At 52.7% G+C, this 23,316-nt stretch carries 20 protein-coding genes; 10 read left to right on the plus strand and 10 right to left on the minus strand.

What is annotated here, in order from left to right; translation table 11 throughout:
- The first annotated feature begins 46 nt into the window (after positions 1–46).
- Positions 47–1,003, plus strand: a complete 957-nt coding sequence (locus O1V65_RS01290) for an aldo/keto reductase (protein ID WP_017492403.1) — start codon at positions 47–49, stop codon at positions 1,001–1,003.
- A 90-nt stretch (positions 1,004–1,093) separates the two neighbouring features.
- Here the strand turns inward: O1V65_RS01290 and yegD are convergent, their stop codons facing one another.
- Positions 1,094–2,446 (minus strand): molecular chaperone, encoded by a 1,353-nt coding sequence (yegD, locus tag O1V65_RS01295; protein WP_017492404.1) that lies wholly within the window; start codon positions 2,444–2,446, stop codon positions 1,094–1,096.
- A gap of 386 nt (positions 2,447–2,832) precedes the next feature.
- On the opposite strand from yegD, the gene alkA reads away from it, so the two are divergent.
- The 5 genes from alkA (at position 2,833) to O1V65_RS01315 (ending at position 7,249) form a co-directional block, all read left to right on the plus strand.
- Complete coding sequence (gene alkA / locus O1V65_RS01300; RefSeq protein ID WP_269130102.1) at positions 2,833–3,720, plus strand: DNA-3-methyladenine glycosylase 2; 888 nt, start codon at positions 2,833–2,835, stop codon at positions 3,718–3,720.
- 277 nt (positions 3,721–3,997) lie between these two features.
- Positions 3,998–4,387 carry a hypothetical protein gene (locus O1V65_RS23110; protein ID WP_420066649.1) on the plus strand — a complete coding sequence of 130 codons (390 nt, stop codon included), beginning with the start codon at positions 3,998–4,000 and terminating at the stop codon, positions 4,385–4,387.
- Positions 4,388–4,569: 182 nt separating this feature from the next.
- The gene (locus tag O1V65_RS01305; protein ID WP_084912110.1) at positions 4,570–5,976 is read left to right on the plus strand and encodes a cytochrome ubiquinol oxidase subunit I; all 1,407 of its coding nucleotides are present in this window, start codon (positions 4,570–4,572) and stop codon (positions 5,974–5,976) included.
- Positions 5,977–5,986: 10 nt separating this feature from the next.
- Positions 5,987–6,994 carry a cytochrome d ubiquinol oxidase subunit II gene (gene cydB / locus O1V65_RS01310; protein ID WP_084912109.1) on the plus strand — a complete coding sequence of 336 codons (1,008 nt, stop codon included), beginning with the start codon at positions 5,987–5,989 and terminating at the stop codon, positions 6,992–6,994.
- A 72-nt stretch (positions 6,995–7,066) separates the two neighbouring features.
- A complete protein-coding gene (locus O1V65_RS01315) occupies positions 7,067–7,249 on the plus strand; it encodes a DUF2474 domain-containing protein (protein WP_017493834.1) in 183 nt (60 codons plus the stop codon).
- A gap of 94 nt (positions 7,250–7,343) precedes the next feature.
- On the opposite strand, the gene mgtE is transcribed toward O1V65_RS01315, so the two are convergent.
- Both mgtE and O1V65_RS01325 read right to left on the minus strand, forming a co-directional pair.
- Positions 7,344–8,777, minus strand: coding sequence for a magnesium transporter (gene mgtE / locus O1V65_RS01320; protein WP_269130103.1), 1,434 nt, complete (start codon positions 8,775–8,777; stop codon positions 7,344–7,346).
- A gap of 65 nt (positions 8,778–8,842) precedes the next feature.
- Complete coding sequence (locus O1V65_RS01325) at positions 8,843–9,028, minus strand: YfgG family protein (RefSeq protein ID WP_017493836.1); 186 nt, start codon at positions 9,026–9,028, stop codon at positions 8,843–8,845.
- Positions 9,029–9,389: 361 nt separating this feature from the next.
- Here O1V65_RS01325 and O1V65_RS01330 point away from each other — a divergent pair, with 361 nt between their 5' ends.
- Positions 9,390–11,639, plus strand: a complete 2,250-nt coding sequence (locus O1V65_RS01330; RefSeq protein WP_038328333.1) for a sensor domain-containing phosphodiesterase — start codon at positions 9,390–9,392, stop codon at positions 11,637–11,639.
- Between the two features lie 57 nt (positions 11,640–11,696).
- Here O1V65_RS01330 and ppx read toward each other — a convergent pair whose 3' ends face one another.
- The 5 genes from ppx to purM all read right to left on the minus strand — a co-directional run bounded on the left by ppx (position 11,697) and on the right by purM (position 17,989).
- Entirely contained in the window at positions 11,697–13,259 is a 1,563-nt protein-coding gene (gene ppx, locus O1V65_RS01335) for an exopolyphosphatase (RefSeq protein WP_017493838.1), read from the minus strand.
- 32 nt (positions 13,260–13,291) lie between these two features.
- On the minus strand, positions 13,292–15,367 hold the full coding sequence (gene ppk1, locus O1V65_RS01340; RefSeq protein WP_084913233.1) for a polyphosphate kinase 1: 2,076 nt from the start codon (positions 15,365–15,367) through the stop codon (positions 13,292–13,294).
- Between the two features lie 187 nt (positions 15,368–15,554).
- On the minus strand, positions 15,555–16,130 hold the full coding sequence (speG, locus tag O1V65_RS01345) for a spermidine N1-acetyltransferase (protein ID WP_017493840.1): 576 nt from the start codon (positions 16,128–16,130) through the stop codon (positions 15,555–15,557).
- Positions 16,131–16,289: 159 nt separating this feature from the next.
- Positions 16,290–16,928, minus strand: a complete 639-nt coding sequence (gene purN, locus O1V65_RS01350; RefSeq protein WP_084913232.1) for a phosphoribosylglycinamide formyltransferase — start codon at positions 16,926–16,928, stop codon at positions 16,290–16,292.
- A gap of 23 nt (positions 16,929–16,951) precedes the next feature.
- Entirely contained in the window at positions 16,952–17,989 is a 1,038-nt protein-coding gene (gene purM, locus O1V65_RS01355) for a phosphoribosylformylglycinamidine cyclo-ligase (RefSeq protein WP_017493842.1), read from the minus strand.
- 253 nt (positions 17,990–18,242) lie between these two features.
- On the opposite strand from purM, the gene upp reads away from it, so the two are divergent.
- From upp to hda, 3 genes are all read left to right on the plus strand, one after another.
- Positions 18,243–18,869 (plus strand): uracil phosphoribosyltransferase, encoded by a 627-nt coding sequence (gene upp / locus O1V65_RS01360; RefSeq protein ID WP_017493843.1) that lies wholly within the window; start codon positions 18,243–18,245, stop codon positions 18,867–18,869.
- 134 nt (positions 18,870–19,003) lie between these two features.
- A complete protein-coding gene (uraA, locus tag O1V65_RS01365) occupies positions 19,004–20,296 on the plus strand; it encodes a uracil permease (RefSeq protein ID WP_084913231.1) in 1,293 nt (430 codons plus the stop codon).
- Positions 20,297–20,473: 177 nt separating this feature from the next.
- Positions 20,474–21,190 carry a DnaA inactivator Hda gene (gene hda, locus O1V65_RS01370; RefSeq protein WP_017493205.1) on the plus strand — a complete coding sequence of 239 codons (717 nt, stop codon included), beginning with the start codon at positions 20,474–20,476 and terminating at the stop codon, positions 21,188–21,190.
- A gap of 27 nt (positions 21,191–21,217) precedes the next feature.
- Here hda and arsC read toward each other — a convergent pair whose 3' ends face one another.
- Both arsC and bepA read right to left on the minus strand, forming a co-directional pair.
- Positions 21,218–21,574: an arsenate reductase (glutaredoxin) gene (gene arsC, locus O1V65_RS01375; protein WP_017493204.1), complete on the minus strand. Its 357-nt coding sequence runs from the start codon at positions 21,572–21,574 to the stop codon at positions 21,218–21,220.
- A 21-nt stretch (positions 21,575–21,595) separates the two neighbouring features.
- Positions 21,596–23,059, minus strand: a complete 1,464-nt coding sequence (gene bepA, locus O1V65_RS01380; RefSeq protein ID WP_420066650.1) for a beta-barrel assembly-enhancing protease — start codon at positions 23,057–23,059, stop codon at positions 21,596–21,598.
- Between the last annotated feature and the right edge of the window lie 257 nt (positions 23,060–23,316).

Consider the following 23,316-nt stretch of genomic DNA (forward strand, 5'->3'; position numbering starts at 1 on the left):
ATCAAATTCTTCATTCATAGTAAGTCATCAGAAAAAGGAGAGCATGATGAGTAAAAGAGAATTGGGTCGTTCCGGTATCCAGGTTCCTTTGCTGACCTTTGGCGGCAACGTATTTGGCTGGACTATCGACCAATCGACCTCTTTCAGCGTTCTTGATGCGCTTTTGGAACACCAACTTAATTTTATCGATACTGCCGACGTATACTCTCGCTGGGCCGAGGGTAATCAGGGCGGTGAGTCGGAGACCATCATCGGTAACTGGCTGAAGAAGAGCGGCAAGCGCGATAAAATTGTTCTGGCGACCAAGGTGGGCATGGAGATGGGCGACGGTCAAAAAGGCCTGTCCCCGAGCTACATTAGACAGTCGGTTGAAAACTCGCTCAAGCGTCTGCAAACGGACTACATCGACCTGTATCAGGCGCATAAAGATGACGAAGACACTCCGTTAGCCGACACGCTGGCCACTTTCGATGAACTGATCAAAGAAGGTAAGGTTCGTGCCATCGGCGGCTCCAACTATTCGGCGACCCGCTTCGCCGAGGCGCTGAAAGTTTCCAAAGAGCAGGGTCTGGCGCGTTACGAGACGCTGCAACCCGAGTACAACCTCTACGACCGCAAAGACTATGAGTCAGGTCTGGAGAAAGTGGTGACCGACAATGACGTTGGCGTGATCAACTACTATTCGCTGGCGAGCGGATTCCTGTCGGGTAAATACCGCAGCAAGGAAGACGCCACTAAGAGTAAGCGCGGCGGCGGTGTGGTTGAAAAGTACCTTAACGATCGCGGGCACAAAATCATTCAGGCGCTGGATGAAATTTCCGAGAAACACCGCGCGTCTCCGACGCAGGTTTCGCTGGCCTGGCTGATTGCGCGTCCGAGCATCACCGCGCCTATCGTGAGTGCCACCTCGTTGAAGCAGCTTGAGGATCTCTCTCTGGCCACCAAATTGAAACTCGACAAAGGCGACATCGAGGCTCTGGATAAGGCCAGTGCCTGGAAGTAATGCCTGGTTTTGACCGGTTAGCCGGTTAATAAACAAGAAAAGCGCCGACGTGAGTCTGGCGCTTTTCTTTTATCAGGCGGTCGGTCGCTGTTAACGGAACAGCGTTTGCGCCCAGCGCGCCAGACCGGCGGTAACCGAGCCAAAATCGTTGCCCCCGACCAGCGGGATACCCGGCAGCTGTTCCTGCAATGCTGTACGCAACAGAGGTGAGCGCGCACTACCGCCGGTCAGATAGATGACGTCCGGCTTGATGTCGCTGCTGGCAAGCGCAAGGCTGACCTGCTCCTGAATGCGTTCCAGCGGCTGCGCGATGGCTTCGCTGAGCTGCTGTTGGCTGATGCTTTCCGCCAGACCCGACTCGATAAAGTCCAATGCGGCGGTAACGCTCTGGCGTTCGGACAGCGCAATCTTGCTCTCCTCCGCCGCCCGCACCAGACGGTAGCTCAGGCGCTGCTGGTGGACCTTCAGCAGGCGTTTAACCTGATCGGGATTCGCCGCATCACGGATCATGTCGCGAAGCATACGGCCGTTTGCCACGCTGTAGAAATCTTGCTGCGCGGGAACGTCGTTGGTGGCAACCGCATTCCAGAAGGGCAATGACGGCATCGCGATGCCTTTCTGTGATTCGCTGCCCATGCCAAACTGCGGGGTCAGCTGTTTGAAAGCGGTCATGATGTCCAGATCGTTACCGCCTACGCGGCAGCCGCTATGGCCCAGCAGGCTGTGCTGACGCTCAGCCTTGCCGCGCCAGCTCGGTCCCATCAACAGCACGGAGCAGTCGGTGGTACCGCCGCCGATATCGACCACCAGCACGGTTTTGTCTTCGGTCAGCGTAGCCTCAAAGTCCAGACCCGCTGCGACCGGCTCGAACTGGAAGGCCACATCGCGGAAACCGGCACGCGCCGCGGCACGTTCAAGGATACCCTGCGCCTGACGGTTGGCTTCTTCGCCACCCATACCCTGGAAGTTGATCGGGCGACCAATCACGGTCTGCTCGATGGTCTGCTGTACCACCGATTCGGCCTGGCGCTTGATGTGGAACATCATGGCGCAGACCAGGTCTTCAAACAGAGCTATCTGCTGCGGCTTAAGGCCGTTGGCCCCGAGGAACGACTTCGGCGATCGCACGAAGTAAACGTCTTCCGGATCTTCCATATAGGTCGCCAGCGCCTGTAGACCGAAGTGCACGCTGTTGCTATTGACCTGAATATCTTCTTCACGGTTGAAGCTCATGCTGCGGCGCAACAGCTGCTGATTCTCATCGCTGCCCGTTGGTACCTGCCAGTGACGATGCAAGCATTCACTGACTGCTTCACGCGTCGGTGCACAAAGCATGGAAGGCAAATAAGCATCGCCATTTTCTAACGCCAAAAGTTCTGCGTCGTTGTCACGCATCACGGCGACGGAGCAATTCGCCGTACCGTAGTCAAATCCAATAAACATCACGGTTCCCCATGCCAAAGAAGGGGGGCGACTTTACCGGAGTCGTTGCCGGCAGGCAAGAAGGAAGTAGGAGATAAAGAGGGAAGAAGGGTTGTTAACAAATGACGGATAAAAAAGACCCCGGCTGCGAACAAATTAGCGGCATTTTTTATCGCCGATGATTTCATTGCTCAAATAAACCGCCTATATTATTTAACTTGATAAAACAAAATATTCACAATTAACGAATAACTCTAACCCTATCGTCCGGTCATATTTCATTAAAGGCTGTTGACTAAGACAATCTTTAGCTAATGATGACTCTACGGCGCTGATGCAGGCCTTCGCGCCGCGTAGGCTACATTTATTAATCTGTCTGATGTTAACCATTTATTAAGGACTTCCCGGTGGCCAACGCAAAATATCTCCTTCCTTATAATCCTCCTTATGACTGGGGCTGGATGACCGCCTTTCTCGGGGCGAGGGCGCTCGCAGGCATTGAACAGTTTGACGACCAGGGGCCCGAAGGTTTCAGCTATAAAAGAACGCTGGCAATAAAGGAAGAGGATTTAAGCGTCAGCGGCTGGCTCAGTTGGCGGCCCCGGGAAAGCCTGCACGCCGTTGAGCTGGAGGTCTCTCCTTCTCTCGTGCCACACATCGAGACGGTAAAACGAAGAGTGCGCAATCTGCTGGATTTGGACGCTGACCCACAGGCCATCGCGCAGGCACTGGGGCCATTAGCGGAAGAGGCGGCGGGGCTGCGCTTGCCCGGCTGTATCGACAGCTTCGAGCTTGCGGTCCGCGCCATTCTTGGCCAGCTGGTCAGCGTCAAGATGGCGGCAACCTTCTGCACCAGACTGGCCAGGCTGTGCGGCGAGACGGTTGATACGCCCTACGAAGCGTTGACGCACTTGTTTCCCACCCCGGCCCGCGTAGCAGCACTTGAAGTGGATGCGCTGCGCGCCCTCGGCGTGCAGGCCAAGCGTGCGGCATGCCTGATTAATCTGGCAAAATCGATAGAAAACGGGGAGTTGCCGCTCTACGGCATTACCGATGCACGGCAGGGGATGAAGCAGCTGCTGGCGATGCCGGGGATCGGCGGCTGGACCGCCAGCTACATTGCTATGCGCGCCTGGGGCGAGAGAGACCTCTTTTTACACAGCGACTATTTAATAAAGCAGCGGTTCCCAAATATGACGCCTGGAACAATAAATCGCTATGCCGAAATTTGGAAACCCTGGAGAAGTTACGCTACGTTACTTATTTGGAATAGCCCGAATTGGAAACCAGAATAATCAATTGTTAAATTTGATGGTAATAAATGTTATCCCATGATGTCTGTAAGGATGCAGTTATTAAATAAATGAAATCCTATTTACATCGTCAGGATTTGAAATCAAAAAACCGCACAAAGTGGCCGAAAGTTTTTTAACATTTTAAAGAAATACACGTACAATTCATACGAACCGAAATTGTCTCTACTGCATTAGGCTAAATGTGTCTTTAATCCTGATCAATTCTTCTCGAAGTTTCTCACCTGCGTGGTGGGGTATCTTCGCGATCCTCATATTAATGCTGACGCCAGCGATCTCCCGATCTCTGGACCACTTTAGTATGGGCGCTGCGAAAACGTCTGTCGCGACGGGTTCGGTAGAGAGCTTTGTATCAGGGGCAAATAGAGTCATTGCAACCGGTATGAAGGACCATCAGTCATCAATCTCAGAACAACTCAGCCGCATGCAAATGCAGTTGAACGCGTCGGCGAATGATGTCTCGGTGCATGAAGATTTACCTTGCTCTCATTGTGCATTAATTGACCAGTTGTCTATAATTAGCTTGGGAAATGTAATGCTTCAGTGGTCGGGTAATCTCAGTGCTTTCGTACCCAGAGAACATTTCGATTCTCCGCTGTTGAGCTTCTTTAAACAGTTGGAGTTTCAACCCCGCGCTCCACCGTTTTAACTGATCACCTGCGTTTATACATACAGACATCGTGTTTTACCCGTGGCTCGCCACAAAAATTTGATTTTATTTTAGTCTCTTGGTTATTGGGTGCTGCTTTGGCATCTGGACTGCTGTGACTTTTTTTCGAACAAACTGACTGTCTGTCTTATGAAACTTTCTATGCAATCTGAGGTAATGCCATGTTTGGCTTAACTGCACTGGATCTTGCAAGGACCCAGTTCGCCTTTACAGTGTCGTTTCACATTATTTTCCCGGCGATCACCATAGGTTTGGCGAGTTTTCTGGCTGTCCTTGAAGGGCTCTGGCTAAAAACTAAACAAGATTCCTATCGTGATCTGTATCATTTCTGGTCCAAAATCTTCGCCGTAAACTTCGGTATGGGCGTGGTTTCTGGTCTGGTCATGGCCTATCAATTTGGTACCAACTGGAGTGGATTCTCTGACTTCGCGGGTAACATCACCGGTCCCCTGTTGACCTATGAAGTACTGACCGCGTTCTTCCTGGAGGCTGGCTTCCTGGGCGTTATGCTGTTTGGTTGGAATCGTGTTGGACCTGGTCTGCACTTCTTCTCCACCTGCATGGTTGCTCTGGGAACTATCATCTCAACCTTCTGGATCCTGGCGTCGAACAGCTTCATGCACACGCCGCAGGGTTATAGCATCGTTAACGGCCTGATTGTTCCAGTTGACTGGCTGAAAGTTATTTTCAACCCGTCATTCCCGTACCGCTTGTTCCACATGAGTATTGCGGCGTTCCTGGCATCTGCATTCTTCGTGGCTTCTTCTGCTGCTTACCACCTGCTGCGCGGAAACAACACGCCTGCAACACGTAAAATGTTCTCCATGGCAATGTGGATGGCGCTGATCGTGTCTCCTATTCAGGCAGTGGTGGGCGATGCGCACGGACTGAACACCCTGAAATACGAACCTGCTAAAATCGCAGCGATTGAAGGCCACTGGGAAAATCCAGATGACAAGCCATCTCCGCTGGTGCTGGTAGGCTGGCCTGACATGACCGCCGAAGAGACTAAGTACAAGATTGAAATTCCCGATCTCGGAAGCATCATCCTGACGCACAGTCTGACCAAGCAGATCCCTGCGCTGAAGTCATTCCCGAAAGAAGACCGTCCTGACTCTACCATCATCTTCTGGACATTCCGCATCATGGCGGGTCTGGGTATGCTGATGATCCTGTCTGGCTTCGTCGGTCTGTGGATGCGTAAACGCGGTACCCTTTACACCAACAAAACCTTCCTGCGCTTCATGCTGTGCATGGGACCTTCTGGTCTGATTGCTCTGCTGGCGGGTTGGATCACCACTGAAGTGGGTCGTCAGCCTTGGGTTGTTTATGGTCTGCAACGTACCAAAGACGCTGTTTCAGCGCACGGTGTTGTACACATGAGCATTACCCTGATTGCCTTTGTTGTTATCTATTGCTCAGTATTTGGCGTCGGCTACGGCTACATGATGCGTCTGATCAAGAAAGGTCCTCAGGAGCACGAAGGCGAACATCATGAAGATGGTGGCCCGGGTAAACAACGTACCCCAGCTCGTCCTCTGTCTGCTGTAGATGAAAAATTAAGTTAAGGAGCTGATAATGGGTATCGATTTACCGTTGATCTGGTTCGTCATTATCGTATTCGGCATCATGATGTATGTCGTTATGGATGGTTTCGATTTAGGTATTGGTCTGCTGTATCCGTTCGTTAAAAAGAGCGAAGACCGTGACGTTATGATGAACACCGTTGCCCCTGTTTGGGACGGCAACGAAACCTGGCTGGTGCTGGGTGGTGCGGGCCTTTATGGTGCGTTCCCACTGGCTTACTCGGTCATCCTTGACGCGCTGGCCATGCCGCTGACTATCATGCTGTTTGGCCTGATCTTCCGTGGTGTTGCCTTTGAGTTCCGTTTCAAGGCGAGCGAAGAGAAGCGTCACATCTGGGACAAATCCTTCATTTGGGGTTCCGTAATAGCGACCTTCTGTCAGGGTGTGGTTCTGGGCGCCTTCATCGACGGTCTGCCGGTGGTTAACCGCGTCTACGCTGGCGGTGCGATGGACTGGCTGACGCCGTTTACCGTGTTCTGCGGGCTGGGCCTGATTGTTGCCTACGCTCTGCTGGGTTGTACCTGGCTTATCCTGAAAACTGAAGGCAGCCTGCAACAGCGTATGCATGACCTGGCTAAGCCACTGCTGTTCGTACTGCTTGCAGTATTGGCAGTCGTCAGTATCTGGACGCCAATGACTCACGCCGACATCGCACACCGTTGGTTCAGCACACCTAACTTGTTCTGGTTCCTGCCAGTGCCTGTTTTGGTTCTGCTGGTGTCCTTCTTTATTGTGAAAGCGGTTAACCGTAATGCACACTACTCGCCGTTTATTCTGACTCTGGTACTGGTATTCCTGGGTTATAGCGGTTTGGGTATCAGCGTATGGCCAAACATTATTCCACCGTCCATCACTTTCTGGCAGGCCGCTTCGCCACCAGCAAGTCAGGGCTTCATCCTGGTGGGTGCGCTGATCATTATCCCAATCATCCTGTTCTACACCTTCTGGGGCTACCATGTGTTCCGCGGCAAAGTCACGCCGGACCAGGGTTACCACTGATAACGTAGTGAAGTTATGATTAAAGGGGCAGGGCGAGCCTTGCCCCTTATGTTTAAAAGATTGGAGGACTGAATGAAAAGTCTTATTACAATTCAACAGATGGATGACAAAACCGTTCCGGCGAAAAGCGTCTCCTTCTGGAAAAAGATTTCCTGGTTAGTGCTTATCTACGGCGGCAGCGTTTTAGCCCTTTTAGTCGTGGCCAGTGCCTTCCACATCCTGATGTTCGCAGCCGGTATGAAAACCCACGGCTAACCCGCCCTGAGTGCGTGTTCGGGAAAGTTAGCTGCGAGTATGTTGGGATAGACCACATCGCTCCCTGAATTTCAGGGAGCGGCTTGTAAGCGAATTAAAGCAGGAAGATTGTCGCCAGTCCGAGGAAGATAAAGAATCCGCCGGTGTCAGTGAGTGCCGTAATCATCACGCTGGAGCCCAGCGCCGGGTCACGCCCGAGTCGCACCATCGTCAGCGGAATCAACACCCCCATCAGTGCAGCCACCAGTAAATTCAGCACCATTGCTAACGTCATGACTGCGCCCATCGCCATATTGCCGTACAGCAGCCAGGTGACGACACCCATCAAACCGCCCCAGATAAGCCCGTTTATCAAGGCTACGCCAAGTTCCCTCAACAGCAGGAACGGCATATTGCTTAACTGAACCTGATGCAGCGCCAGTCCGCGCACGATCATCGTAATGGTCTGATTACCGGTGTTGCCGCCGATACCGGCAACGATGGGCATCAGCGCCGCCAGCGCGACCAGCTCGGAAATCGTGTGCTCAAACAACCCAATCACCCTTGAGGCAACAAAGGCGGTACACAGGTTAATGGCGAGCCACGCCCAACGATTTTTCACCGCCTTGCCGACCGGGGAAAAGACGTCTTCCTCCCGGCTGATACCGCCCATACGGCGCAGGTTAGCGTCTGAATCTTCGTTAACGAAATCAACAATCGACTCGACCGTCAGGCGGCCCATCAGCTTGCCTTTCAGGTCTACGACCGGAGCGGTTATCAGGTCGTATCGTTCAAAAGCGCTGGCCGCGTCGTCGGCTTTGTCGTCTGGGCTGAAAGTGGTCGGATCGTCGTTCATGACCTCCTCAACCCGTTGCAGCGGCGCATTGAGCAGCACGGTGGTCAACGGCAGTTCACCCAGCAGCAGGTTATTGCGGTCGGTGACGAACAGTTTGTCGCTGCCTTTAGGAATGATTTTGCGAAAGCGCAGATAACGTTGCACGGCGGCAAGCGTGACGTCCGGGCGAATAGTCAACAGCTCGAAATCCATGATTCTGCCCACCGAGCTCTTGCCGAATTTCATCACCTCGCGGACTTTGTCACGCAGGCGGGGCTCCAGCGAGGTGAGGACGCGGCCGGTCAGGTCACGCGGCAGGTATTCGGCCAGATAAACCTGATCGTCGAGATCCAGATAGGCGATGGCGCGGAGCAGGTCTCTGTCGCTCATCTCCTCAATCAGGCTGTCCCATACGGTTTCCGAAACCTCGACCAGCGCCTTGCCGCGCACCGAGGGTTCGACCAGACTCCACAGCGCCAGACGCTGGTGTTCAGGCAGAGCTTCAAGAATATCGGCGAGGTCGGCGGCGTGCAGGGTGGCGACGCTGGCGCTAAGATCCGCGGTTTGGTCCATCAGCAAGGTGTTGCGCGGGTCTGTGGTTTTTTCGCCGAGAATACTGTCGGCTAAATCATCATTATTAAGCAGTAAATCAAGGATATGGTGACGAACTTCCGCCAATTTCTGAGAGTGGTTCTGCGGTTTTGCTGCTGACATTCAGAGTCCTTCTGCTATCTGTAAACAAAATTGCTGGGGCGAAATACCAACAAAATGACCAACAATTAGGGCGCTTTTTCTGACGAGTCTTGTGACGAAACGTGTGTCACGGGTTGTTCAATCTGGGCCTGCTGCTGATTTTTATGATGGGAATAGGACCCGATCGCGGCATAGATGAGGCGACCAAACAGGATAATAAAGCTGATCGTCAGAATAATTCTGGTCATCTTGATGTTGTATTTTTTACGCATAGTGGCTTCTTTAGTCTATCTGAAGTGGGCCGATGAGCTCCGAAATAGTAAAACAATGGTCTCTATAATGTATGTTTAATATATAGCAGAATGCCAGGATCATCTAGCTAAAACGGACCGTAGAGAGTGGTATTTAAAATATATATAAATAGCAGCCTTATTTTTCCCTTATATTTATTTTAAGGGGAATTTTACTCCTTAGCTTGATGAATCTTAGTTCTTTGTTTTTTAAACATAAAAAGTCTAAGGATTTTATTTAATTTAAATGAAATTATTTTTATTGATCGTCATCAAGAGGGAGGGGCTAGCTTGTATTTAAAATGAACAGATTATTACCTCTATAATACATGATTAATTCATTATGGCCCGACTGAGTAAAAAGTTAATAACGCCGAACGGGTCTTCCTGTCGCCGGTGGGGAATTTCCCTGCTTTGTGCTTTGGCCATTATTCCTCTTGCCTCTTGGCTTTCTGCCATGCTGTTGCTGGACGATGGGCGCACTTACCTGCTGTATTTACCGCTGGCGGCCTGCGTCGCACTGCTGATGATATTCGACTGGCGTGCGCTGCCGGGGATCGCTTTGGCACTTTTTTTACGCGACTTCTTTGATCTCGAGGCTAAGACAAGCCTCATTTTGACGCTGGTCTACCTGCTGCCCCTTTGTCTGGCCTGGGCTGGATATCGCTTTCATACCCGCAGGCGTGCAACCGCCTCCTTCGGCCTGCTGTATCATTCCTTCCCCAGACTAATCTGGCTAGTCATCATCCTGCCGACCCTATTTATTATCATTTTGCAAATGGTTGTCGAGAGCGGAAGACTGCCCGATTATTTAGGGCTGGCGGATAAAAATGTGATGACGCTGCGCACCTTGATAAATTATCAGGGAATAATGCTCGGTATTTCGCTGTGCGGACATCTTTTTTATATGCTGCTGCGCGTCGCCTGCAAGCCGTCTTATTGGCGCGTACTGTGGCAGAAATTTACCCGCCAGCGCGCGGTTGATATTCAGGTCACCGAATTTATTCTTTGGGCATCAACCCTGGTGTTACTGGTGATTTTACTTTGCACCCGCAGTTTACATGATGATCCTGCTGACATGTTGCTGGGTGATTACACACTGACCCTATTATTACCGGTTATGCTGTTGGGTGCGAAGCGATATGGCTATCATTTTATTACGCTGGTCTGGTCAATAGCGCTGATCATATTATTCAAACATTATCAGGGGTTTGTTGATAACAGCGATCTGCTTAATCATCTGACCTTTATTTCTGCTCTGATGTTTGGCTTTACGCTGTGTCTGCTGCTGGTCTCGGCAAGTGCGTCTCGTGAGCGTATTTTAATGCGCAAGGTGAGTCAATTAGCGTTGCTCGATCCGGTTGTCGGTCTGGCCAACCTGCGGGCGTTTAGCCGCGACGTGAAGCTTTTTCCGCGCTCCGTGCTCTGTTTCGTCCGCGTGGCGCAGATGGACGTGCTGAGCAAAAACTATGGCATGCGGTTACGCATTCAGTTTAAACAGCAGCTGGTCTTCGCTCTGCGTCCCTACCTGCAACCGGATGAAGGCATCTATCATTTACCGGGGCACGATCTGGTTCTGCGCCTCAATCCTGAAGGAGCACAAGACAAACTCGAACAGCTTCAGCAGTGCATCAAAAATTTCCGTTTGATCTGGAACGGTCTGCCGGTGCATCCCAATATTGGCCTCGCATGGTGCCTGATTTATCCGCCTGTGGTGCATTTGCATAGCCTGCTCGGCGAGCTGAGCGGCATCGCCGAGGTCTCACTGGTGACCGGTGAGCTGGAGCATAAAAAGAGCGAGTACAGTCAGATGCAGGCCGATATTGAAACTAAAGTCGAGCTGCTGCATTTGATTCAGCGCGCATTGGACGAGGACAGGTTTGTGCTGCTTGCCCAGCCGATTAACGGCGTCCGGGGGGATACTTATCAGGAGATTGTTCCAAGCCTGTTGGGTAACGATGGCCGGTCGATTCCCGACGACTTATTCCTGCCCGTTGTGCAGGAGTTTGGCCTAGACTATCAGCTGGATATCTGGGTCATTAAGCAGGCGCTGGCGTATATCGACCGTCAACGAGCGCAGTTGCCCAGCATGCGAATTGCGTTAAAAATTTCATCCTCTACGCTTTATCGTCCCTCATTTTGTCAGGAGTTCAAGCTACTGATGACCCAGCATCAGGTTGAGCCTTATCAGATTTTGCTGGAGATGAAAGAGTCCTGCCTGTTGCAGGATATTAGCTACGTGATGAAGGCCTTCAGAAATCTGCGCCAGTTTGGTTGCCGTATTGCGCTTGACGGCTTCGGCAAAGGTTACACTACCTACGATCGCCTGAAGCAGGTCGAGGCGGATGTGATTAAGGTAGACGGCAGCTTTGTCCGTCACATGCTCACCGACGCCTTAGACAAGTGCGTTATTACCTCAATCTGCCAGGTGGCGCGGGTTAAACGCATGGCGGTGGTGGCAGAACAGGTTGATAGCGAGGAACAGCAGGAGGCATTGCGCCAGATGGGCGTCGATTATATGCAGGGGGAGTGGGTGGGGCAACGACAGCCTTTGTCACAGCTTCTTGTGCCTGAGACGTGGGTCAATCCGTAGTGCGTCAGCCGTGCACGGCCACATCAATGGCACCGCGCACGGCCAGGAGAAGAGCGCTTACTTCTGCTCTTCTTTCTTGTCTTCTTCTTCGTCTGCCTCTTCTTCCTCGAGCATCAGCTTCCAGCCGGTTACGTCGCTCCAGTAGTTCTGTTCACGCTCAAAGTCTAACAGCACCAGGTTGTTCTGCGCCATGAATCCGGCAGGGAAACACAGCGTCCAGTGGTTGTCGTCGGTGTGCAGACGCAGGGTTTCAGGCTGCGTGGTGGACTGACGCTGGTTATTGAGCAACGCGCCCAGACGCAGCAGCTGAATCAGCGGCAGGTAGTGCTTTTTCTTGAACAGGTTCAGGCGCGGCAGGTCATCAAGGCGGATTGCCTTGCGCTGGAAGCGAACCAGCGTCGCCAGCAGCGTCTGCTGCTCCTGAGTGAAGCCCGGCAGGTTCGAGTTCTGCAGGATATAGGCAGAATGGCGATGCATGCCGCTGTGGTTGATACCCAACCCAACCTCATGCAGCATCGAAGCCCATTTGAGCAGCGACTCGAGCTGCGGCTGCGCCAGACTCGGGTTTTGCGCCAGCCATTGGGTGTACAGCGTTTCTGTCGTTTCCAGAACGCGACGAGCCTGTTCGCGGTCAATGTTATAGTGGTCGGCGAGGCTTTTCGCGGTCCGGCTGCGGATATCCTGATGACGGAAACGGCCTTCCATTTCATACAGCACGCCTTCTCGCAGCGCGCCGTCGGAGAGGCGCAGCTCTTTAATAGCCAGCGCATCGAACACGCCGCAGAGGATGGCCAGACCCGGTACAAATACCGACTGGCGGTCTTCCGACAGTCCCGGCAGGCTCAGGGCGCTGAAGTTTTTGTACTTCATCACTTCATCGGCCAGCATTTCCAGACGCTCGGCGGTGATAAGCCCGTCTTTTTCGCCCATCTCGACCAGCACTTCGTGAGTCGCTTTAATCGTCCCCGATGCGCCTAGCGCGTACTGCCAACCCTGCAGGCGGTACTGCCATGCCAGCGTCTCGAGCTTTTGCGCTGCCGCGAGGCGCGCACGCTTGAAGTTGCTGCGGTTAATCTCGCCGCCGCGGAAGAACAGCTGCGCGAAGCTGACACAGCCCATGCGGCGGCTCTCGGCCAGCAGGGGTTCGAAGTCTTCACCAATGACCAGCTCGGTTGAACCGCCGCCAATATCGATGACCAGCTTGCGCCCTTTTTCAGGCTGCGTGTGTTCCACGCCCATGAAGATCAGACGGGCTTCTTCCTGACCGGAAATAATTTCAATTGGATAAGGGATAACCTCGGCGGCGCGTTGCAGGAACTCTTCGGCGTTCACTGCCTGACGCAGTGAGTGTGTGCCTACGATGGTCACGTTGTCGCCGGGAAACCCCTGCAAACGTTCCGCAAACAGCGCAAGACAGTCGAGACCACGCTGAATAGCCTCCTCACTGAGAACGTTGTTGCTGTCTAGGCCATCGGCCAGATGGACGCGCTGCTTCAGTCGCCCTAATACCTGAAGTGCGCCGTTAACGACGCGGGCTATCACCATATGAAAACTGTTCGATCCCAGATCGATAGCGGCAATTTCCTGTGGCTTGGCGGTCATTGGGCTGTTTAACGGCATGGGTGTCTTGGCTCCAAAATCATCGGGCTTGCTCAGTGAGTGGTTTTTTGATTTTCATTTTCGAACGCGTGCAAATAGTCATAGATCGCCACCTGCGCACGCACTTTGCGACGATTTCCGCGTGGAACATAACGGTTACTGAGATCTTTATCAATAATTCTCGCTTTCACCGTGTCACTAAATTGGATTGCCAGCAGATCCAGCACGCGCTGCTTCAGACGAGGATCGAGCACGGCGACGGCAACCTCAATGCGGTAATCGATATTTCGCGTCATCCAGTCAGCGGATGAAATAAACACCTTCCGATCGCCTTTATTTTCAAAAACATAGACCCGGTCATGTTCAAGGTACCGGTCAACGATACTGGTGACCTGAATGTTTTCACTGACGCCGGGCAGATTCGGTACCAGAGAGCACATACCGCGGATCAACAGACGGATTTTGACCCCGAAATTAGAGGCAGCGTAGAGTCTGTCAACCAGGCCTTTATCGACCAGATTATTGATTTTTAGAGTGATCCCTGCTTTTTCACCGGCCTGCGCATTGGCAATTTCCTGATCGATAAGGCCGTACAGCATGCTGCGCGAGTTTTGCGGTGAAACCATCAGATGTTCAAAGGTGACCGGCCGATACGGATTCTCGATGAAGTTGAACACGCGGCGCACTTCATTGGTGATTCTTGAGTCGGCGGTCAGTAGCGAATAGTCGGTATACAAACGGGCCGTTTTTTCATTGAAATTACCGGTCCCAATATGAGCATAGCGGACAATTTCGTCATCTTCGCGTCGGGAGATAAGAAATAGTTTGGCGTGAATCTTCAGGCCCGGCGCGGAGAAAATAACGTGCACACCGGCTTCAGTCAGACGTTTGGCCCAGTGAATATTGGCCTCTTCATCAAAGCGCGCCTGCAGCTCAACCACCACGGTGACTTTCTTGCCGTTGTGAGCCGCGTGGATCATCGACTCGATGATGCGCGAGTCTTTAGCAACGCGGTAGATGTTTATCTTGATGGACAGCACGTTAGGATCGAAGGCCGCCTGACGCAGCAATTCGAGCACGTGTTCGAAGGTGTAATAAGGGTAGTAGAGCAGCACGTCCTGCTGGCGAATTGCGGCAAACCCGTTACGGAATTTGTCAAACCACAGATGACGCAGGCGCGGCATCGGGCGATAGACCATATTGGCCTTGCCGACGTTCGGGAAGCTGATGAAATCTTTGAAGTTGTGGTAACGACCGCCGGGTATGACTGAGTCGTAGTTCGAGATACCGAGTTTTTCACGCAGCAGCTCAACCATCTCGTCGGGCATATCGCGCTGATAAACAAATCGCACCGGCTCGGCGGTTAAACGCTGCTTCAGGCTCGACGACATCAGCTCGAGCAGGCTCGACTCCATTTCCGTCACCAAGTCATACTCGGCGTCGCGGGTCATCTTCATTGAATAGGCGTTGAGCGTGTCGTAGTCGAAGAAACCCTTGAAGATATCGTCCAGGCAGTAGCGCAGAATGTTGTCGAGCAGAATCATCGGTTTGCGGCGGCGCGGGGCTTCCGGCGGCAGGTTGACGAAACGTGGAACTTTGTCGGACGGGATTTCGAGCAGCGCGTAGTCAATCTTCTCGCCGCGAATAATCTCTACCGCCAGATAGGTGTAGTCGTCCTTCAGGAACTGCACCAGATTGGTTTCCTGATTGACCAGAATAGGGGTAATGTGCTGACGGAGATGATGCTTGAAGTACTGGCGTAGCCAGGCTTGCTGATTTTCGGAAACCTGGCGCTCGTTGATTAGAAATATTTGGTTGCGTGCCATTTCCAACAGCAGGTCGTTATAGAGGCTATCGAACTCTTGATCGATACGCATCACCTTGGCCTGGATTTTCTTCAGCAGATGGCGCGAGGCACCAATAAAACCCTGCTCTTCGCTAATCAGTATCCGGCGCTTCAAATCGGCAAAGCGGACCTTATAGAACTCATCGAGATTGTTCGAATAAATCCCCAGAAAACGCATTCGTTCAATCAGTGGATTAGTCTTGTCTGCCGCTTCCTGCAAAACTCGCTCGTTAAAAGATAACCAGCTCAATTCCTTGTCTATGTACAGTTTTTCCTGACCCATTTTCACTCCGTTCATTTAGCCTGAAACCTGGCCCATCAAGACGCATTTTGAGCCTGCGCTGCCTTTTGGGAGAGGGCCTAGTATCTTCTTGCATTATTGCGAGAGATTGACAAGAAAGTCCAAATAATTCCCAACAAATCCATATCGTTTGGAAATGTTGGGAACAGGAAAAGAAGGGCGGTGAGAGTTAGAGAACGCCGGCACCCAGCGCTTCAACAGCAGGTTTTTCTGCAGCTTTGGTTTTATAGCGAATTAAAAACTCAGGCTGGAAGATACACATGCGGATCACGCTGCGATATTCGCCGTTGACGAAGAATTCGTCCCTCAACTCAGCTTCGACTTCGAAACCCAGTTTTTTATAAATGTGGATCGCCTTTTCGTTCTCTTTATCAACAATCAGATAGAGCTTGTAGAGGTTGAGAACGGAAAACGCATAGTCCATCGCCAGACGGGCCGCTTCGCTGGCAAAGCCTTGCCCCTGATGATTGGGGTCGATGATTATCTGGAACTCAGCACGGCGGTGGATGTGGTTGATTTCAACCAGTTCGACCAACCCGACGCGGGTGTTCTCAAATTCGGTAATAAAGCGGCGTTCGCTTTGGTCATGGATATGTTTAGCGTAGAGATCTTCAAGTTCGACGTAGGCTTCGTAGGGTTCTTCGAACCAGTAGCGCATGACGTTGGCGTTATTATCAAGACGGTGTACAAACACCAGATCGTCTTTTTCCAATGGACGGAGTCTGATGCGGGAGGTGCTGAACATGGGATTCCTTAATGTTCTGTTTTTGGGAGTCTATCTATTATAAAAAGCTAAATTGTGCAGTTTAGGCGCGATTATAGCCGAGTTTTTGCACAATTTATAGGCGTAAAAAAACCGGCCATAAGCCGGTTCTAAGAAACACTCGATACAACAGCAGCAGAATCAATCGGCGGCGTGCCCTTCCACAGGCAAAATTTGCCCGTCCAGAATCGCCTGTCCCTCGCGCAGCGATAAGCGTCCGTCCACAAACCAGCTGATGACCAGCGGGTAAATGTTGTGCTCCTGAGTCTGTACGCGCTGATTTAAATCTTCAGCGGTATCGTCTTCAAAAACAGGGACTTTCGCCTGCAAAATCACCGGTCCACCGTCAAGCTCCTGCGTTACGAAATGCACTGAAGTCCCATGTTCGGCATCATTGTTGTCGATGGCCTTTTGATGGGTGTGCAGTCCGGGATATTTCGGCAGCAGAGAAGGGTGGATGTTCAGCATGCGCCCCGCGTAACGCGCTACGAAGTCATGGCTGAGGATACGCATGTATCCGGCCAAAACCACGAGATCGGGCTGATAGGCGTCGATCTCTTCGGCAAGCGCGGCGTCAAACGCCTCACGGTTGGCATAGGATTTTGGATCGAGCGAAAAGGCGGGGATCCCCGCCGCCTGCGCGCGTTCAAGACCATATGCCGACGCTTTATTACTGAAAACGGCACTGAGGGTTGCGTTGACTCTTCCCTGCTGGCAGGCGTCAATCACCGCCTGCAGGTTGCTTCCATTCCCGGAAACCAGAACTACTATCCTCTTCATCTCAGTACCCGTCGCTTCGAATATTACTTAATGATAACGCGTTCTTCTGAGTCGGAAGCCTTGATGCTACCGATAACCCAGGCCTGTTCGCCGTTGTCATTGAGCAGGGTCACGGCCTGTTCTGCCAATTCTGCAGGCAGGGCGACCAGCATGCCCACGCCGCAGTTGAACGTGCGGTACATTTCGTGGCTGCTGACGTTACCATTTTGCTGCAACCAGCCGAACACGTCCGGCCATTTCCAGCTTGATTCGTCGATAATCGCCTGGGTGTTGTCTGGCAGCACGCGTGGGATATTTTCCCAGAAGCCGCCGCCGGTCAGGTGGCAGATCGCGTGAACTTCTACGTTTTCAATCAGGTTAAGGATTGATTTTACATAGATTTTGGTCGGCTCAAGCAGGTGATCGGCCAGAGGTTTGCCCGCCAGATCGGTGGTCAAAGGATCGGCCTTGCTGACTTCGAGAATTTTGCGAACCAGAGAGTAGCCGTTTGAGTGCGGGCCACTTGATGCCAGCGCAACCAGAACGTCGCCGTCCTGCACTTTGCTGCCGTCAATAATTTCTGATTTTTCAACCACGCCGACGCAGAAACCTGCAACGTCGTAATCATCGCCGTGGTACATGCCCGGCATTTCTGCGGTCTCACCACCGACCAGTGCACAGCCAGACTGCTTACAGCCTTCGGCGATGCCGGTGATGACGCTGGCTGCGGTATCCACATCCAGTTTGCCCGTCGCATAATAGTCCAGGAAGAACAGGGGTTCTGCGCCCTGAACAACCAAGTCGTTAACACACATCGCGACCAAATCGATACCGATGGTATCGTGGCGTTTTAAATCCATTGCCAGACGCAGCTTAGTGCCAACGCCGTCGGTCCCCGAAACCAGTACGGGTTCACGATATTTTTGCGGCAGCGCGCACAGGGCACCAAAACCACCCAGTCCGCCCATGACTTCAGGACGACGAGTCTGTTTTACTACACCTTTAATGCGGTCTACCAATGCGTTACCTGCATCGATGTCCACACCTGCGTCTTTATAGCTGAGAGAGGTCTTTTCGGTCACTGCGGAATCCCCACGACGTATGCGTTTTGTGGTTGTTGAAAATGGAGCGGCCTAATTCTAACAGCGCAGGCAAACGTTTGCGAGGGGTCTCGTTATGTTTCTCTATCTATACTCAGATTACGGCAAAAAATGACATTCAACGTCTAATGCGCAAATCCATTGATCCACATCAGTCTATTGGCGCTGGCGTTGAAAATAAAAGGCGTTATAATCACGCGATTTTTTTGGTCAGCAGCCTTAGGAGAGAAAGAAAATGAAGATCGTTGAAGTGAAACACCCGCTGGTAAAACACAAGCTGGGACTGATGCGTGAAAATGATATCAGCACTAAACGCTTTCGCGAACTGGCTTCTGAGGTAGGGAGCTTACTGACCTACGAAGCGACCGCCGATCTTGAAACCGAGACAGTGACCATCGAAGGATGGAACGGCCCGGTTGAAGTTGATCAGATCAAAGGTAAAAAGATCACCGTTGTGCCAATCCTGCGCGCGGGTCTGGGCATGATGGAAGGCGTGCTGGAGCACGTACCGAGCGCACGCATCAGCGTGGTCGGCATTTACCGTGATGAAGAAACCCTGCAACCTGTTCCTTACTTCCAGAAGCTGGCTTCTAATATAGAAGAACGCCTGGCGCTGGTCGTTGACCCGATGCTGGCAACCGGGGGGTCGATGATTGCGACCATCGACCTGCTTAAGAAAGCGGGCTGCCAGAGCATTAAGGTGCTGGTGCTGGTTGCGGCCCCGGAAGGGATTGCCGCGCTTGAGAAAGCGCATCCAGACGTTGAGTTGTACACCGCCTCCGTAGATAAAGGATTGAATGACAAGGGATACATCATTCCTGGCCTCGGAGACGCGGGCGACAAGATATTTGGTACCAAGTAAGCAATAGCCGACTGAGAAGTCGGCTTTTTTTTACTCGTCATACTTCAGGCAGCAGATGCGCTGGCTGCAACCCGGAGTCTGGCGAGTAGAAATGCAATAATCATGAGATTAATTATTTCACAGAGGATCGGTCCATGACCCGTCGTGTTATTGGGGTAAGCGAACGCCTGCCTCTTTTGCAAACTATCCCCCTAAGTCTTCAGCATCTGTTTGCCATGTTTGGCGCAACCGTGCTGGTGCCCATTCTGTTTAAAATCAATCCGGCAACGGTGCTGCTGTTCAATGGCATCGGCACCTTGCTCTACCTGTTTATCTGTAAAGGTAAAATTCCCGCCTATCTTGGCTCGAGCTTCGCGTTTATTTCACCGGTACTGCTCCTGCTGCCGATGGGGTATGAGGCGGCGCTGGGGGGCTTTATCGTCTGTGGCCTGCTGTTCTGCCTGGTGGCGCTTATCGTTAAAAAGGCCGGTATCGGCTGGATCAACGTGATGTTCCCGCCGGCGGCGATGGGCGCGATTGTTTCAGTGATCGGGCTTGAACTGGCGGGCGTGGCGGCCAATATGGCGGGTCTGCTCCCGGCAGAGGGCACCTCGGCTGACAGCACCACCGTGCTTATCTCTATCGTGACGCTGTCGGTCACGGTGCTCGGCTCCGTGCTTTTCCGCGGCTTCCTGGCGATTATCCCGATTCTTATCGGTGTGCTGGTCGGCTATGCGCTGTCGTACTTCATGGGCATCGTCGACGTTTCCGCCATCGAGAAAGCCCACTGGTTTGCCCTGCCAACCTTCTATACGCCGCGTTTCGAGTGGGTTGCCATCCTGACCATTCTTCCTGCCGCGCTGGTGGTTATCGCCGAGCACGTCGGGCATCTGGTGGTCACCGCCAACATCGTCAAGAAGGATTTGCTGCGTGACCCGGGCCTGCACCGCTCGATGCTGGCAAACGGTCTGTCGACGGTGATTTCCGGCTTCTTCGGTTCGACGCCGAATACCACCTACGGTGAGAACATCGGCGTAATGGCGATTACCAAGGTTTACAGCACCTGGGTTATCGGCGGCGCGGCGGTTCTGGCTATCCTGCTTTCCTGCTGTGGCAAGCTGGCTGCGGCAATTCAGGCGGTGCCAGTGCCGGTCATGGGCGGCGTTTCTCTGCTGCTGTACGGCGTGATTGGCGCATCGGGGATCCGCGTGCTTATCGAGTCTAAAGTTGATTACAGCAAGCCTAAAAACCTGATCCTGACCTCGATTATCCTCATCATCGGCGTGAGCGGCGCGAAGATTCACATCGGCGCGGCAGAGCTGAAAGGCATGGCGTTGGCGACGATCGTCGGCGTATTCCTCAGCCTGCTGTTTAAAGTGATCGAAATCTATCGCGGCGAAGAAGAGATAATCGACGTGCCGGACGAGCGCGCACCGCCGTCTGTCTGATGTCGGTTTAATCGGCTAAACAGGCCGGGTAAAGGCTCTTTTACCCGGCCTGTCGTCTGATTAACCAGCGTTTAGCGCGCTGAAAGTTCAATTCTTCGCGGATCCTATGATAGAATTCTTCGATTAAATTTTTGTTCCGACATTTTTATCGAGACAGGTCGGGTCTCCACGCCAGTTATGGTTGAGGTACTTCTGAATACACCGGCACAGCTTTCCCTGCCACTTTATCTTCCCGACGACGAAACCTTTGCTAGTTTTTATCCGGGGGAGAACACCTCGCTGCTCTCCGCTATTCAAACTGCGTTGCAGCAGGAGCACGGCACTTACGTTTATTTCTGGTCGCGTGAAGGCGGTGGACGCAGCCATCTTCTGCATGCAGCCTGCGCCGAACTTTCTCTGCGCGGTGAGGCCGTCGGTTACGTTCCCCTCGATAAACGCGCCTATTTTGTGCCAGAGGTATTAGACGGCATGGAGCAACTGGCGCTGGTCTGTATCGATAATATCGAAGGGATCGCCGGTGACGAAGCCTGGGAAGCCGCGGTATTCCACCTCTATAATCGGATCCTTGAAACGGGGCGTACGCGACTGTTCATTACGGGCGATCGTCCTCCTCGCCAGCTTAATCTCGGCCTGCCGGATCTCGCGTCGCGTCTCGACTGGGGGCAAATCTATCGGCTTCAGCCACTCTCCGACGAAGAAAAACTTCAGGCGTTGCAGCTGCGATCCAAACTGCGTGGTTTTGAGCTACCGGAAGACGTGTGCCGTTTCCTGTTAAAGCGACTGGATCGCGAAATGCGTACGCTGTTTATGACGCTCGATCAGCTCGACCGAGCGTCGATTACCGCGCAGCGGAAACTGACCATCCCGTTTGTGAAAGAGACGCTCAATCTGTAGCGGGTCAAGATTGCGCGGTCGATAGCGTTACAGGATCTCAAGCACCTGCTCAGGTGGACGTCCAAGGCGCGCTTTGCCTTTCTTGACCACGATAGGGCGCTCAAGCAGGCGCGGACTGTCGGCAATCGCCTGTAACAGCTGCTCCTCGCTCAGACTTTTATCCCCCAGCTTCAACTCTTTATACAGATCTTCCTGGGTGCGCATCATCTCTCTGGCTGACGAAAAGCCCAGCTCATGCTGTAGCTTTTTCAGCGTATCGAGCGACGGTGGCGTCTCGAGATAGAGGATAACGTTGGGCTTGATGCCTTTCTCCTCAAGCAGTTTCAGCGTTTCGCGGCTCTTGCTACAGCGTGGGTTGTGGTAAATTGCGACATCGTGTTGCATAAACTTCTCCTTTATTGCTTCTCAGCCTTTCTCATACAGCTGAAAACGTTTTTGCAGCTGGCGCAGCTGATCGATGCGGGCATCATAGCGCGCTTGATCCAGGCTGCCGAGTTTGGACTGCGCGCTGGCGCTGCTCAGCATGCTTATCGATTGATCCAACCGGCCGACCAGCGCCATACTCTCGGCCCGAGCGGCCAGTTCCTGCGCCCTCAGGCCCTGTTCGGCGACCGACTTGGTCAGCAGATCCCAACCGTTCACATCGTCTGGATGAGCATAAGTGTAGCGGTACAGCAGACGACTGGCCTTGGCTAGCTCGCCGCCTTCTATATAAGCGTTGGCGATATTGAGCTGTAGCACCGCGTCTTTACTGGTTGCCGCATCGGCTTTTTCCAGTCGGGCTATTGCCTGAGGGACGTGTTTTTGGTCAATGTCGATATCGGTCAGCAAATCGAGATACCAGGCGTTGCCGGGTTCTTTTTTTAGCATCGGTTCGAGGATGTTTCGTGCCTGATTAAAACTTTTTGCTTTATAAAACTGCACTGCACGCCCATATTGTGCGGCGCTCTGCTGACGAATATTGCCGTCGCTCAGTTGTTTGAGATAATCGTCGGTCAGCGGATGATCTTCCGTGCCATACATGCCGAGGATACGCACCTTGGCAAAGTAAAAATCCTCTGATGATTGCACCACGATACGCGGCATCTGGTTGGCGCGGTTGCGGGCATCCGAAAGGCGGCTGTCGGGTAAAGGGTGGGTCAGCAGCATCTCGGGTGGCTTACTCGCATAACGTGACTGATCGGCCAGCTTTTGCAGAAAGTTTGGCATCGCCTCCGGGTCGAACCCCGAGCGTTGCAGCACCTGTAGGCCGATGCGGTCGGCCTCTTCTTCGTTGGCGCGCGTGAAGCTGATCATACCTTGCTGGGTGCCCGCTATCGTGCCGGTGAGTCCGGCCATACCGGCCTCTGGACTGGCCATCGCCAGCAGGATAGACCCCAATACGCCGACCCAGGTCAAAGGCGATTTGCTCTTTTGATCTTCCATGGCGCGCGCAAGATGGCGCTGCGTGACGTGAGAAATCTCATGGGACAGTACTGACGCGAGCTCGCTTTCATTATCGGTGAAACGGAAAATTGCCGAATGCAGCACCACGTTGCCGCCAAAGAAGGCGAAGGCATTGAGCTCATCGTTATTGACGATAAAGAAATGAAACGGAAAACGCACCGAATAGGCGTGCGCCACCAGGCGATTGCCGAGCTGATTGACATACTGGTCGAGCAGCGGATCGGTAATCAACGGCGCACTGCCGCGCAGCTGGCGGACGTAATAATCGCCCATCTGCAACTCCTGATCGATAGTCAGGGTACCGCCTGCGGTGGTGCCCATATCGGGAAGGAGGTCGGCGCTGTCGGCTGTGGCGTAAAGAGGCAGCAGGCTGGCGCTCAAGGTCGAGACCAGCAGGCCGGTGGTGACAAAGCGCGTTGCCATCGTGCTCAACTTCAGTTTTAGCCGCATAGCCATAAACCCTTTGTTAAATATGGAATATTTTCTATTAAAACAAGTGCTTACTACATATTTTGGATTTGCAAAAGACATTGCGTCGTTCAGACGTGTTAAGGTCTCGGCGACAGAACGGGTTATTCAGGGCAGCATCACGTTTCCCTATTGTAACGAAGCGAAACAACATTGGAACCACTGTGCCTGAACTATCTGCGACAAATGCGTCAGCGGCAGGGCGTAAAATT

Source organism: Rouxiella badensis (genome assembly GCF_026967515.2).
Lineage (GTDB): Bacteria > Pseudomonadota > Gammaproteobacteria > Enterobacterales > Enterobacteriaceae > Rouxiella > Rouxiella badensis.